The sequence below is a fragment of the Marisediminicola sp. LYQ134 genome, assembly GCF_046599635.1.
Taxonomy (GTDB): Bacteria; Actinomycetota; Actinomycetes; order Actinomycetales; family Microbacteriaceae; genus Marisediminicola.
Map to the genome: position 1 here is coordinate 1243074 of NZ_JBKIWP010000001.1, position 12042 is coordinate 1255115.

The 12042-nt window shown below is 67.9% G+C and carries 13 protein-coding genes and 1 pseudogene; 1 reads left to right on the forward strand and 13 read right to left on the reverse strand.

Features of this window, described 5'->3' with window-relative positions:
* Positions 1 to 6: 6 nt before the first annotated feature.
* The 11 genes and pseudogenes from ACLHIH_RS05940 to infC all read right to left on the reverse strand — a co-directional run.
* A complete protein-coding gene (locus ACLHIH_RS05940; RefSeq protein ID WP_411315770.1) occupies positions 7 to 162 on the reverse strand; it encodes a hypothetical protein in 156 nt (51 codons plus the stop codon).
* Positions 159 to 2690 carry a phenylalanine--tRNA ligase subunit beta gene (gene pheT, locus ACLHIH_RS05945; RefSeq protein WP_411315771.1) on the reverse strand — a complete coding sequence of 844 codons (2532 nt, stop codon included), beginning with the start codon at positions 2688 to 2690 and terminating at the stop codon, positions 159 to 161. The genes ACLHIH_RS05940 and pheT overlap by 4 nt, the downstream gene beginning before the upstream one ends.
* Positions 2690 to 3730 carry a phenylalanine--tRNA ligase subunit alpha gene (gene pheS / locus ACLHIH_RS05950; protein ID WP_411315772.1) on the reverse strand — a complete coding sequence of 347 codons (1041 nt, stop codon included), beginning with the start codon at positions 3728 to 3730 and terminating at the stop codon, positions 2690 to 2692. The genes pheT and pheS overlap by 1 nt, the downstream gene beginning before the upstream one ends.
* Positions 3731 to 3748: 18 nt before the next feature.
* Positions 3749 to 4675 (reverse strand): amino acid ABC transporter permease, encoded by a 927-nt coding sequence (locus ACLHIH_RS05955; protein ID WP_411315773.1) that lies wholly within the window; start codon positions 4673 to 4675, stop codon positions 3749 to 3751.
* On the reverse strand, positions 4672 to 5319 hold the full coding sequence (locus tag ACLHIH_RS05960; protein ID WP_411315774.1) for an amino acid ABC transporter permease: 648 nt from the start codon (positions 5317 to 5319) through the stop codon (positions 4672 to 4674). The genes ACLHIH_RS05955 and ACLHIH_RS05960 overlap by 4 nt, the downstream gene beginning before the upstream one ends.
* A gap of 96 nt (positions 5320 to 5415) precedes the next feature.
* Positions 5416 to 6291, reverse strand: coding sequence for a glutamate ABC transporter substrate-binding protein (locus ACLHIH_RS05965; RefSeq protein ID WP_411315775.1), 876 nt, complete (start codon positions 6289 to 6291; stop codon positions 5416 to 5418).
* 70 nt (positions 6292 to 6361) lie between these two features.
* Entirely contained in the window at positions 6362 to 7117 is a 756-nt protein-coding gene (locus ACLHIH_RS05970) for an amino acid ABC transporter ATP-binding protein (protein WP_411315777.1), read from the reverse strand.
* Between the two features lie 78 nt (positions 7118 to 7195).
* A complete protein-coding gene (locus tag ACLHIH_RS05975; RefSeq protein WP_411315778.1) occupies positions 7196 to 8026 on the reverse strand; it encodes a TrmH family RNA methyltransferase in 831 nt (276 codons plus the stop codon).
* A gap of 75 nt (positions 8027 to 8101) precedes the next feature.
* Positions 8102 to 8488 (reverse strand): 50S ribosomal protein L20, encoded by a 387-nt coding sequence (gene rplT / locus ACLHIH_RS05980; RefSeq protein WP_411315779.1) that lies wholly within the window; start codon positions 8486 to 8488, stop codon positions 8102 to 8104.
* 31 nt (positions 8489 to 8519) lie between these two features.
* On the reverse strand, positions 8520 to 8714 hold the full coding sequence (rpmI, locus tag ACLHIH_RS05985; RefSeq protein ID WP_411315780.1) for a 50S ribosomal protein L35: 195 nt from the start codon (positions 8712 to 8714) through the stop codon (positions 8520 to 8522).
* A 525-nt stretch (positions 8715 to 9239) separates the two neighbouring features.
* Positions 9240 to 9794, reverse strand: a pseudogene (infC, locus tag ACLHIH_RS05990) (translation initiation factor IF-3); the annotation flags it as partial.
* A 269-nt stretch (positions 9795 to 10063) separates the two neighbouring features.
* On the opposite strand from infC, the gene ACLHIH_RS05995 reads away from it, so the two are divergent.
* Positions 10064 to 10432, forward strand: coding sequence for a DUF1844 domain-containing protein (locus ACLHIH_RS05995; RefSeq protein ID WP_411315781.1), 369 nt, complete (start codon positions 10064 to 10066; stop codon positions 10430 to 10432).
* 42 nt (positions 10433 to 10474) lie between these two features.
* On the opposite strand, the gene ACLHIH_RS06000 is transcribed toward ACLHIH_RS05995, so the two are convergent.
* Both ACLHIH_RS06000 and priA read right to left on the reverse strand, forming a co-directional pair.
* Positions 10475 to 11248 carry an SseB family protein gene (locus ACLHIH_RS06000; protein ID WP_411315782.1) on the reverse strand — a complete coding sequence of 258 codons (774 nt, stop codon included), beginning with the start codon at positions 11246 to 11248 and terminating at the stop codon, positions 10475 to 10477.
* The gene (priA, locus tag ACLHIH_RS06005; protein ID WP_411315783.1) at positions 11248 to 11997 is read right to left on the reverse strand and encodes a bifunctional 1-(5-phosphoribosyl)-5-((5-phosphoribosylamino)methylideneamino)imidazole-4-carboxamide isomerase/phosphoribosylanthranilate isomerase PriA; all 750 of its coding nucleotides are present in this window, start codon (positions 11995 to 11997) and stop codon (positions 11248 to 11250) included. The genes ACLHIH_RS06000 and priA overlap by 1 nt, the downstream gene beginning before the upstream one ends.
* Positions 11998 to 12042: the final 45 nt, after the last annotated feature.

The following is a 12042-nucleotide window of genomic DNA, read 5'->3' on the forward strand; positions in this document are numbered from 1 at the left end:
GTCAGCTCACGACGGAAGCGGCGCCCAGAATCGCTCGCCCACGACACGACGTCGCACCACGCGGCGCGCCGAGAGGGCGCGCGAGGCGGAGGTGCGGATGTCGGTCACGGGGAGAGCGTACTCCTCGCCGCGCGTCGCGGGCGAATCGGGTGAGCGCGTCACTCGCGCACCGTGGCCCCGAAGCGGTCGCGCGCGAGCGCGGCACCCGCGAGTTTCGCTTCGCTCGCCTCGCTCGCCGTGAGGGTGCGGTCGCGCGCGCGGAAACGCAACGCGAACGTGAGCGACTTGGCTCGCTCGTCGAGACCGGCACCGCGGTAGTCGTCGACGAGGGTCGCCCGCTCGAGCAGCTCGCCGCCACCCTCGATGATCGCCGCGAGCACATCGCCCGCGGGCACCTCGCGATCGACGACGAGCGAGAGGTCCTGGGTCGCGGCCGGGAGGGTCGCGATGGGTTCCGGCGCGACCTCGAGCGGAGCCAGGCGGATGAGTGCGTCGAGGTCGAGCTCCCAGACCGCGACCGTGCGCGGCAGATCGAGCGAGAGCGCGAGGGCCGGGAGCAACTCCCCCGCGAACCCGACAGTCGTCTCGCCGACGACGAGTTCGGCGGTGCGACCGGGGTGCATGGCCTGGTGCTGTCCCTGGCGCGTCGTGATCGACATCCCGAGGGCCGCTTCGAGGTGCGCGACCGCGGTGATGGCATCGCCGACACCCGCCGCGACCGCCGGGCGACCGGGGCTCTTCGCGACGACCGAGCCGAGCGCGAGCCCCGCGACGTGCCGAGGCTGAGGCGGGATGGAACCGTTGAGGGAGTCGAGCACGTCGTCGGCGGGGCGAGCGGCGGCCGGGGGCAGCGTCGAGCTGCCGTAGGCCACGCCCGCGGCGGGCCGGACGACCGTTCCGATCTCGAAGAGGGTGAGGTCGACGAGCCCTCGGGAGAGGTTGCGTCTCGCGACCTCGATGAGACCGGGAAGCAGTGACGTGCGCAGCCAGGGGGACTCCCCGTCGAGAGGGTTCGCGAGTCTGAGCGCGGCGACCTCGCCCACGACGGGGTTCGTGAACGTGTCGATGCGCGATCGGGACACGAACGGGTACGCGAGAACCTCGGTCGCACCGCCCGCGGCGAGCTCGTGCGCGACGGCCCGGCGCAAGCGCTGGTCTCGCGTGAGCCCCCGCCCGGGAGGCGCGGTCGGGAGCACGGCGGGGATGCGGTCGTACCCGACGATGCGCGCGACCTCCTCGGCGAGATCCGCTTTACCCGTGAGGTCGGGGCGCCACGACGGAGGTGTCACGGTGAGAGACGGGGAACCGGAGTCGCCGTCACCGGTCTCCACGACCGCACCGATCTCCGTGAGGGACGAGACGATCTCGTCATCCGTGTAGTCGACGCCGATGAGGCCGGAGACGAAGCCGGCGGGGAGGTCGACGGGTGCGGGGACGGCGTGCTCGAAGTGAACCGAACCGAGCGTGTCGGCGGTTCCGCCCGCGAGGCTCTCGAGCAGGTCGACGACGCGTGCGGCCGCGGGAACGGCGACCGCCGGATCGACACCGCGCTCGAACCGCCGCGACGCCTCGCTCGGTAGTTTGTGACGGCGCGCGGTGCGCGCGATCGAGATGGGGTCGAAATTCGCCGCTTCGACGAGCACGTCGCGCGTCGTGTCGCCGATCTCGGTGCTCGCACCGCCCATGACGCCCGCGAGACCGATCGCCCCCGACTCGTCGGTGATGAGCAGGTCTTCGGGGCTCAGAGTGCGCGACTGGTCGTCGAGTGTCGTGAGCGTTTCGCCCGCGCGCGCGCGGCGCACGGTGATGCCCCCCGAGAGTGCGTCGAGATCGTACGCGTGGGTCGGCTGACCGAGCTCGATCATCACGTAGTTCGTGATGTCGACGACGAGGGAGATCGAGCGGATGCCGGCGAGGGCGAGCCTCGCGACCATCCACGCCGGTGTCGGCCGCGTCGGATCGACACCGCGCACGACACGGGTCACGAACACCGACGCACCGGTGCGGCCTCGGAGGGGCGCCTCATCCGCGAGGGTCACGGGGAATCCGGTCGCGGGCGTGACCGCGAGCGGGGTGGACGCGGGATCGGTGAAATGCGCTCCGGTGGAGTGACTGAACTCGCGAGCGACCCCGCGGATCGAGAACGCGTAGCCGCGATCCGGTGTCACGTTGATCTCGACGGCCGAGTCGTCGAGCCCGAGGAGAGCGATCGCATCGGTTCCCGGCTCGGGGTCGAGCCCGAGTTCGGTGAGACGCAGGATGCCGTCGTGCTCGTCGCCGAGACCGAGCTCGCGCGCCGACGCGATCATCCCGTCTGACACGTGCCCGTAGGTCTTGCGCGCGGCGATGGGGAAAGGCCCGGGGAGGACCGCGCCGGGGAGCGACACGACGACCTTGTCGCCGATGACGAAGTTGTGCGCACCGCAGACGATGCCGCGCACGTCGCGCGTGATCCCGGAACCCGCCGACGGACCGACATCGACCTGGCACCAGTTGATGGTCTTGCCGTTCGACTGCGGTTCGGGCGTCGCCTCGAGCACTTCACCGACGACGACGGGGCCGGTGAGGGCGAAATCGTGCGTGCCCTCCTCCTCGAAGCCGACCTTCACGAGGGCAGCGTGGATGTCGTCGGGGGTCGTGCCCTCGGGGATCTCGACGAACTCGCCGAGCCAACTGATCGGGATACGCATCAGACCACCATTCCGAACTGCTGACTGAAGCGGACATCGCCCTCGACCATGTCGCGCATGTCGTTGAGCTCGTTGCGGAACTGCAGGGTGCGCTCGATCCCCATTCCGAAGGCGAAGCCCTGGAACTCTTCGGGGTCGATGCCGGAGGCGCGCAAGACGTTGGGGTTGACCATGCCGCAGCCACCCCACTCGACCCATCGCGGCCCGCCCTTGGCCTGGGGTTGCCAGACATCCATCTCGGCGCTCGGCTCGGTGAAGGGGAAGTAGTTGGGGCGCAAGCGGATCTTCGCCTCCTCGCCGAACATGAGGCGCGCGAAGTGCTCGAGGGTGCCGCGCAAGTGCGCCATCGTGAGACCGCGATCGACCGCGAGCCCCTCGACCTGGTGGAACACGGGAGTGTGGGTCGCGTCGAGCTCGTCGGTGCGGAATGTTTTGCCCGGCGCCACGACGTAGATCGGCGGCACACGGTCGAGCATCGACCTCGTCTGCACGGGGCTCGTGTGCGTGCGCAGCACGAGGTGGCTGTCGACAGGGTCGACGAAGAAGGTGTCCTGCATCGCGCGCGCGGGGTGGTCTTCGTCGAAGTTCATCGAGTCGAAGTTGAACCACTCGTTCTCGAGTTCGGGGCCTTCGGCGACCTCCCACCCCATGCCGACGAAGATGTCGCCGATCTGCTCCATGAGCAGGGACAGAGGATGTCTCGCCCCGGGCGTCATGCGCGGGCGGAGGGCCGTGACATCCACCGACTCCTCCGCGAGCCTCGCGGTCTCTTCGGCTTCGACGAGTTCGGCCTCGCGAGCGGCGATCGCCGCGGCGACCCGGCCGCGCGCTCCCCCGACGAGCTTGCCCGCCGCGGCCTTCTGGTCGCCGGGCAGCGTCTTGATCGCGGCGTTGAACCGAGCGAGCTCAGACGCCTCACCGGTGTGCGCCGCGCGCACGACCTTGAGGTCGGCCGAGTTCGGGGCTACCGAGATCGCCGCGATCGCGGCGTCCACGGCCGCGCTTACAGCGGATTCGGTGATGAGTTGGTCGTCTGGCACAAGAGACGAGTTTACGGGTCAGGGCGCTTTCGTCGAACCCGGTTCGTGATCGTCGACGACGGTCTCGGTGTTCCGCCGCGAGGTGCTGAAGATGCTCCTCGACGGGATACCGGGGTCGATCGTCGACTTGCTCCCCGTGCGCTTCGCGACGAACCGCGCCACGGCCGACAGCACGAGGTTGAGCACGAGGTAGATCACGACGACGACGAAGAAGAGCGAGAAGAAGTAGCGGTTGCCGAAGAAGTTCGACAGCTGGTTGATGCCGATGCGGAGCAGCTCCGCGTAGCCGACGATGTAGGCGAGAGCCGTGTCTTTCAGGAGCACGACGAACTGGGCGATGATGATCGGCAGCATCTGACGGAACGCCTGCGGAAATTCGATGAGGAATCGCGTGGCAATCGGGGTGAGACCGATCGCGAGCCCGGCCTCGCCCTGGCCCTTCGGGAGCGATCGGATGCCCGCGCGCAGGATCTCTCCGATGAGCGCACCGTTGTAGACCGCGAGAGCCGACACCCCGGCCCAGAACGAGCCGGTCGAGAACACGAGGAGGGCGAAGAGCATCATGAGCAGCACGGGCATGCCGCGGAAGAACTCGAGGAGCACCGCGGTCGGGATGCGGATCCACGACGCGCGAGCGGTGCGTCCGAACGAGAAGAGCACACCGATGACGAGGGCGAAGACGGCGGCGACGGCGGCCATCTGGAGGGTCGCGACGACGCCGCGGCCGATGGCCCGCCAGACGGCGAGGTCGAGGAAGATGTCCCAGCGCGAGGCGTCCCACAGCCCGGGCTGAGTGGATCCGGCGGCGGTCGTGCGCTCGGCGCCGAGCGAGAGCACGAGCCAGGCCACGCCCGCGACGAGCAGAACGGCCGCGACTACGGAGACGATGCGGGAGCGCCGACGGGCCTTCGGGCCCGGGGCGTCGTACAGAACGGAAGCACTCATCGCAGCACCGCCACCTTGTTCTCGATACGGCCCGCTATGAGGCCGAGGGGGATCGTGATGACGAGGTAGAAGACCGCCGCGGCGAGAAGGATCATGATCGTTTCGTCACCGCGGAGGTTGATGACACGTCGGGCGGCCGCGAGAAGCTCGAAGACGAAGAAGGCTCCGGCGACGGAGGTGTTCTTGGTGAGGGCGATCACGACGTTGATGAGGGGCGGGATGACCATGCGGATCGCCTGAGGAAGAACGACGGTCGTGAGGCTCTGCCCGAACGTGAGTCCGATGCTCCTCGCCGCCTCGGCCTGGCCGATCGGCACGCCGTTGACCCCCGAGCGGATGGCTTCGGCGATGAAGGGCGAGGTGTAGACCGTCAACCCGATCGCCGCGAGAGTGAAGTAGTCGATGCGTGCCCCGAGGTAGGGCACGACGTTGGCGCACCCGAAGAGCACGAGGGTCAGTGGGGTGTTGCGCACGAGCTCGGTGTACCCGGTGGCGATCATGCGCAGAGACGCGACCGGCGAGATGCGCATCGCGGCGACGACAGCACCGAGCGCGAAGGCGCCGATTCCCGCGATACCGAGGAGCGCGAGGGTGCGGCCGAAACCGTCGATGAAGAACGCGAGATTGTCGATCACCGCATCCATGTCGTCCTCGTCTCAGTGGGGTCTCGGGTCGGGTCGTGCGCGGATCATGACTGTCGGCTCGCCCGCGAGGCGGGCGAGCCGACGATCACGAGTGGATCAGTAGCGGTCGACGGCCGGGGGCTCCGGGGTGTCGAGCACGACTCCCGCAGTGGCCTCCCAGGCGTCGGCCCAGGATCCGTCTTCGTACGACTCCTCGAGCACGTCGTTGATGAAGTCGCGGAACTCGGTGTCGTCGATCGCGAGACCGATACCGTAGGGCTCCTCGGTGAAGGGGTTTCCGACGACGACGAACTCTCCGTCGCTGTTGTCGGCGAGACCCGCGAGGATCACGTTGTCGGTCGTGACCGCGTCGGCGTTGCCGGTGCGCAGCGGCTCGAGGCAATCGGAGTATCCGGCGGTCGTGATGACGTTGTCGGTGTACTCGGCGATGTTCGCCTCGGACGTCGATCCGCTCACGGTGCAGACGACGGCGTCGGGGTTCTCCTCGAAGTACTCGGGGCCCTCGATGTCGCTGTTCTCCGCCGTCACGAGAAGGTCTTGACCGGCGTTGTAGTACGGCCCGGCGAACGAGATGACCTCTTTGCGCTCGTCGTTGATCGTGTACGTCGCGATCACGAGGTCGACCTCGCCGTTCTCGATGAAGGGCTCGCGGTTGGCCGAGATCGCCTCGGACCACTCGATGTCCTCGGGGGCGATACCGAGCTCGGCCGCGATGAGCTTGCCGATCTCGACGTCGAATCCGACGGGGACCTCGTCCGGTCCCATGAGACCGAAGAGCGGCTGGTCGAACTTCGTGCCGATGCGGATGGTTCCCGCCTCGTTGAGTTCGGCCATCGTCGTGCCCGCCTCGAACTCGGCGTCGGTTTCGACCTCGGGCTCGGGTGCGCCGGCTTCGGAATCGGAACAGGCGCTCAAGCCGAGCACGCTGACGGCGGCTACGGCCGTGATCAGCAGTCCTTTTCTCAGTCTCATGATTTCTCCTTGTGCTGTGTGTGGTGCTGCGGTGTCAGTCACCCGCGGTGGCTGAGGTCGGAGGGCGAGGTCAGTGCGTGAGGATCTTCGAGAGGAAGTCTTTCGCCCTCGGGGTCTGCGGGTCGGTGAAGAACTTCTCCGGCGTCGCCTCTTCGACGATGCTGCCGTCGGCCATGAAGAGCACACGGTCCGCGGCCTTGCGCGCGAACCCCATCTCGTGGGTCACGACGACCATCGTCATGCCGTCTTTCGCGAGGCCGACCATGACGTCGAGCACCTCGTTGATCATCTCGGGGTCGAGAGCGGAGGTCGGCTCGTCGAGGAGCATGACCTTGGGCTCCATCGCGAGGGCGCGGGCGATCGCCACGCGCTGTTGCTGACCACCCGAGAGCTGCGACGGCATCTTCTTCGCCTGGTTGGCGACCCCGACCCTTTCGAGGAGAGCCATGGCCCGCTCCTCGGCGGCCTTCTTCGACATCTTGCGCACCTTGATCGGCCCGAGAGTCACGTTCTCGAGCACGGTCTTGTGCGAGAAGAGGTTGAACGATTGGAAGACCATCCCCACGTCGGCCCGCAGCTTGGCGAGGTCGGCGCCCTCCTCGGGGAGGTGCTTGCCGTCGATCGTGATGGTGCCGTCGTCGATCGTCTCGAGTCGGTTGATCGCGCGGCACAGTGTGGACTTGCCCGAGCCACTCGGCCCGATGACGACGACGACCTCGCCGCGCGTGACGGTGGTGCTGATGTCTTTGAGCACGTGCAGAGCGCCGAAATGCTTGTTGACACGGTCGATGACCACGAGAGAATCACTGCCGTGTGCTTGCTCCATGCCGCTACCCAACCACACGCGGAGAACGAGAGCCAAACCGCGCCCGCAGTCGTAACACGAGTGTAATCCGCAAATGTGCTAGGGGGTTTGCCGGCGAGATCGCTGAGAGAACGCCGATTCGTAGAGACACACGGATGCCGCCGTCGCGAGATTCATCGACTCGGCATGACCGTAGATCGGCACGGTGAGAGCCCGGTCGGTCAAGGCGAGGTGCTCGTCGGTGAGTCCGCGCGCCTCGTTTCCGAATACCCACGCCGTGGGGATGTCGAGCACCCCGCGCTCGCGGGCGTCGAGCAGATCGTCACCCTTCACGTCTGCCGCGATGATCTGCAGACCGGCGGCGCGAGCCCGCTCGACGACGGACTCGAACTCGGCGCCGACGGCGACAGGCAAATGGAAGATCGATCCGGTCGACGACCTCACGACCTTGGGGTTGTAGAGGTCGACGCTGCGCCCGCTGAAGATGACGCCGTCGACACCGGCCGCGTCGGCCGCACGCACGATGGTTCCGGCGTTACCTGGATCACGCACCTCTTCGAGGATCGCGATGAGCTTCGGGCCCGCCCCGTCGGCATCCGGCTTGAGGATGTCTTTGATCGACGTCGGGAACTGGTGGCAGACCGCGACGACCCCCTGGGGCGTGACCGTGTCGGCCATCGAATCGAGCACCGCTTCGGTGACGTATTCGACGGTGATCTCGGCGTCTGCCGCGGCTGTCGCGATGTCTGCGTGCCGCTCGAGGGCGGTCGGTGTCGCGAAGAGTTCGACGACGAGGTCGGGTCGGAAGGTCAGAGCCTCGGCGACGGCTTGCGGCCCTTCTAAGAGAAAAAGCCCGGTCTGCGACCGGGCGTCTCTCTTAGCCAGTTTGGCTACCGCGCGCACTCGTGGTGAACGGGGGTTGTCGATCATGTCGACAGCCTATGGGCGGGCTCGACCCTCGTGCGGGAGGCGCGCGAGGATCGAGCCCGACAGCAGGCGCAGTGCTTACGCCGCGGTGCGCGGCGCGCTCGTGTCGGCGGGCAGCGCGGCCTTGGCCGTCGCCACGATCGCAGCGAACGTCGCGGGCTCGGTGACCGCGAGGTCGGCGAGGATGCGACGGTCGACCTGGATTCCGGCGAGGCCGAGACCCTGGATGAAGCGGTTGTACGTCATGCCGTTGGCACGAGCCGCGGCGTTGATGCGCTGGATCCACAGGCGACGGAAGTCACCCTTGCGCTGGCGACGGTCGCGGTACGAGTACACGAACGAGTGGATGAGCTGCTCTTTGGCCTTGCGGTAGAGGCGTGAACGCTGTCCACGGTAACCGGAGGCGCGCTCGAGGATGACGCGACGCTTCTTGTGGGCGTTGACCGCCCTTTTGACTCTTGCCATTGTTCTAAATCCTTGGAATCGGGGCTGCGGGTTACTTGCCGAGGAGGCGCTTGACGACCTTGGCGTCGGCCGGAGCCAGCACCTTGTCCTGGTTCAGGCGACGCGTGACGACACTGGACTTGACCTCCAGGTTGTGACGCATTCCCGCCTGCTGCTTCATGACCTTTCCGCTTCCGGTGACCTTGAATCGCTTCTTCGTACCGGAATGGGTCTTCATCTTGGGCATGTGGATCTCCTCGTGTTCTTCGTATTACTGGGCGTCGGCCTCAGCCGACGATGAGTCGGCCGATGCAGTCGTGGGAGCGGGCTTCGAAGCGGATGCTCCGGGGCTCGCGGGCTTGGGGGCACCGGGCTTCGCGGCGCCGGGCTTGGGGGCTGCCGCGGCCGGCTTGGCTGCGGCGGGCTTAGCCGCGGCAGCGGGCTTCGCCGCAGCGGCCGGCTTGGCCGGAGCAGCAGCGGCAGGCTTCGCCACGGCAGCAGGCTTCGCCGGAGCGGCAGCAGCAGGCTTCGCAGCAGCAGCGGGCTTCGCAGCAGCAGCGGGTGCAGCCGCGGCGGGTGCCGGAGCCGCCTTCGCGGGGACGTCCCTGCTCGGGGCCGACGTGACGGGCGCAGCCTTGGCCGGAGCAGAAGCGGGTGCCGCGGAAGCGGTCGGTGCGCTCGAGGGTGCTGCGGGAGCAGGCTCGTCGACGGGAGCATCCGTGCGTGAACCGTAGGTCTTGTCGCTCGCCGGCGGCTTGTCGCCGCGAGGCGGCTTCGACGCCGCGCGCTTGGCCTCGGCCTCGGCTTTCGCCTCCGACTTGTTCTTCGCCGGGCCGATGACCATGACCATGTTGCGACCATCGATCGTCGGGGTCGACTCGACCGAGCCGAACTCCGAGACGTCTTCGGCGAAACGCTGGAGAAGACGAACACCCTGGTCGGGGCGCGACTGCTCACGGCCGCGGAAGAGGATCATCGCCTTGACCTTGTCGCCCGCCTTGAGGAACCCCTCGGCACGCTTGCGCTTCGTCTCGTAGTCGTGCACGTCGATCTTGAGACGGAACCGCACCTCTTTGAGGATCGTGTTCGCCTGGTTGCGGCGCGCTTCTTTCGCCTTCTGGGCGGTTTCGTACTTGAACTTGCCGAAATCCATGATCTTGGCAACGGGAGGCTTGGAATTGGGAGCAACCTCAACCAAATCCAGATCGGCCTCCTGGGCGAGACGCAGAGCGTCTTCGATGCGCACGACGCCGACCTGCTCGCCACCTGGGCCTACAAGTCGGACTTCCGGAACGCGGATTCGGTCATTGGTACGGGGATCGCTGATGCGTGACTCCTTGGTCGTGATGTCGATGGCTTTCGACGAAAGGAGTGATTCGCACGCAGCACCAACCGGATCCGTTGCGGTTCGACCCGCATTTCTCTGGTGGTTCTGGCACGGCGCCCTGGCTACCTCGGTGCACTCGCATGCACGTCGGCGGGGTGCCAACAACCCGGTAACCTGAAGAAGCGGTAAGCGCGGGTGGGAGAATCTCCACTTTCGTATCCGAGCCGTAGAGGCTCGGAGCCGACAGAAGTCTAGCAGAGGAACCCCTGATGAGCGACAGCCCGCACGAACACGCCTATGTCGACGACGACGGGTCGGACGGCGCCGCTCGCGACATCGCCGATGTCGCCGCGATCGAGGTCATCAACACCGTGGCCGTGCACCTTCTGAGTGCCTCGGCCGTCAAGTGCGGTCTCGCCGACGACCCCGCGACCCAACTCGACCTCGACGAGGCACGCAAGCTCATCAACGCCCTCGCGGGCCTCGTGACCGCGGCGGCGCCCGACCTCGGAGACCAGCACGCTCGAGCCCTGCGCGACGGACTGCGCTCGGTGCAGCTCGCGTTCCGCGAGGCGTCGAGCATCGCCGACGCTCCGGGAAAGGGCCCGGGAGAGAAGTACACCGGTCCGGTCACCTGACGAGACCGGTGCCCGGCACCGGTGCTCGCGCACGCAATCGCGTCAGGGGGATGCCGCGGCGAGGGTCACGGCGAGACTGTCGACCCGCAGCGCCACGATCTCCGATCGACTCCAAGCCTCACTCACGCGGGTCAGCACGACGGAGAGCGCGTCGGAGTCGAGCCCCGGCGCGAGCTCGAGGGTGACCGCGAGCTCGGGGCCCGCGAGCCGGGACACCGGGTCGCCCGACGCGAAACGGATGCCGCGCACGCTCGCGACGTCGACGACCGCCGCGCGCATCGCCTCGTGCACGTCGGCATCCCGGTGGCTCGGGATCCATGCCGCGCCCTCGGCGATGGCTCGCAGAGCCGGCCTTCGAACGACGAACTCGGTGTCGCTCGTCGGGTCGAGAACCATGAGCTCGGTGCCGTCACTCGCCGCGGCAAGGCACGCGCGATCCGCGGAGACGGGAACCGGCCGAGCGGCGGGGTTCCACGCCGCCATCGCCGAGACGGAGGTGAAGATCGGCAGCACCCGGCGCCCGTCGGGCCCCGCGACCGTGACGATCGCGAGCTCCGCCGACTTGTCGACGAGGAGACCGTGCTCTCCCGACTCGCTCTCGCCGAGAGTGGCGACGAGGGGGGCGAGCAACCGTGCCGCGCGAATCGCGTCGACGACGACATCCTCGCCCGTCTCTCCCCGACGGAAAGCGGAGAGAGCGGCGACGAGCTCGGGCGACGCCGAGCCGTCGTCACCGCCGAACGGGTTGTGGTCGAACTGCCGGCCCGCCCACGGGGTGCCGGCGGAATCGGTTGCCTGGCCGCCGTGATCGGGCATCAGTCGCCTGCGACGTCGAGCGCCTCCGCGAGAGTGAACGCCTTCGCGTAGAGCGCCTTGCCGACGATGGCTCCCTCGACGCCGTTCGGCACGAGTTCGCGCAGGTCGGCGATGTCGTCGAGGCTCGAGATTCCTCCCGAGGCGATGACGGGCTTGTCCGTGCGGTCGGCGACCTCACGCAGCAGCGAGAGGTTCGGGCCCTGGAGGGTGCCGTCCTTCGTCACGTCCGTGACGACGTAGCGGGCACAGCCTGCGTGCTCGAGACGGTCGAAGACGTGCCACAGGTCGCCGCCCTCCTGCGTCCAGCCGCGAGCGGCGAGGGTCGTTCCCCGCACGTCGAGGCCGACGGCGATCGCTTCGCCGTATTCGGCGATCACGTGGGCGGCCCACTCGGGGTTCTCGAGAGCGGCCGTGCCGAGGTTGATGCGCTTGGCTCCCGTCGCGAGCGCCGCCTCGAGGCTCTCATCGTCGCGGATGCCGCCGGAGAGCTCGATGAGCACCGAACCGCGGACCTGCTTGATGACCTTCTTGATGACGTGGTTGTTGTGCCCGCGCCCGAACGCGGCATCGAGGTCGACGAGGTGGATCCACTCGGCTCCCTGACTCGCCCAGTCCGCGGCGGCGTCGATCGGGTCGCCGTAGCTCGTCTCGCTCCCGGCCGCGCCCTGCGTCAGCCGCACCGCTTTACCGCCGGCGACATCGACCGCGGGAAGCAGCGTGAGTCTCGGGGTCTGGTTGAACTCGCTCATGTCGCTCTCTCTGGAGCCCGCGCACGCGGAACTCGGTTCGGGTTG

Excerpts from the sequence above, each read along its gene's own strand:
- ACLHIH_RS05960 (WP_411315774.1), bottom strand. The coding sequence starts at position 5,319 with ATGGATGCGGTGATCGACAATCTCGCGTTCTTCATCGACGGTTTCGGC.
- ACLHIH_RS06000 (WP_411315782.1), bottom strand. The coding sequence starts at position 11,248 with ATGCCCGATCACGGCGGCCAGGCAACCGATTCCGCCGGCACCCCGTGG.
- ACLHIH_RS05965 (WP_411315775.1), bottom strand. The coding sequence starts at position 6,291 with ATGAGACTGAGAAAAGGACTGCTGATCACGGCCGTAGCCGCCGTCAGC.
- pheT (WP_411315771.1), bottom strand. The coding sequence starts at position 2,690 with ATGCGTATCCCGATCAGTTGGCTCGGCGAGTTCGTCGAGATCCCCGAG.
- ACLHIH_RS05975 (WP_411315778.1), bottom strand. The coding sequence starts at position 8,026 with ATGATCGACAACCCCCGTTCACCACGAGTGCGCGCGGTAGCCAAACTG.
- ACLHIH_RS05955 (WP_411315773.1), bottom strand. The coding sequence starts at position 4,675 with ATGAGTGCTTCCGTTCTGTACGACGCCCCGGGCCCGAAGGCCCGTCGG.
- ACLHIH_RS05970 (WP_411315777.1), bottom strand. The coding sequence starts at position 7,117 with ATGGAGCAAGCACACGGCAGTGATTCTCTCGTGGTCATCGACCGTGTC.
- rplT (WP_411315779.1), bottom strand. The coding sequence starts at position 8,488 with ATGGCAAGAGTCAAAAGGGCGGTCAACGCCCACAAGAAGCGTCGCGTC.
- priA (WP_411315783.1), bottom strand. The coding sequence starts at position 11,997 with ATGAGCGAGTTCAACCAGACCCCGAGACTCACGCTGCTTCCCGCGGTC.
- ACLHIH_RS05995 (WP_411315781.1), top strand. The coding sequence starts at position 10,064 with ATGAGCGACAGCCCGCACGAACACGCCTATGTCGACGACGACGGGTCG.
- rpmI (WP_411315780.1), bottom strand. The coding sequence starts at position 8,714 with ATGCCCAAGATGAAGACCCATTCCGGTACGAAGAAGCGATTCAAGGTC.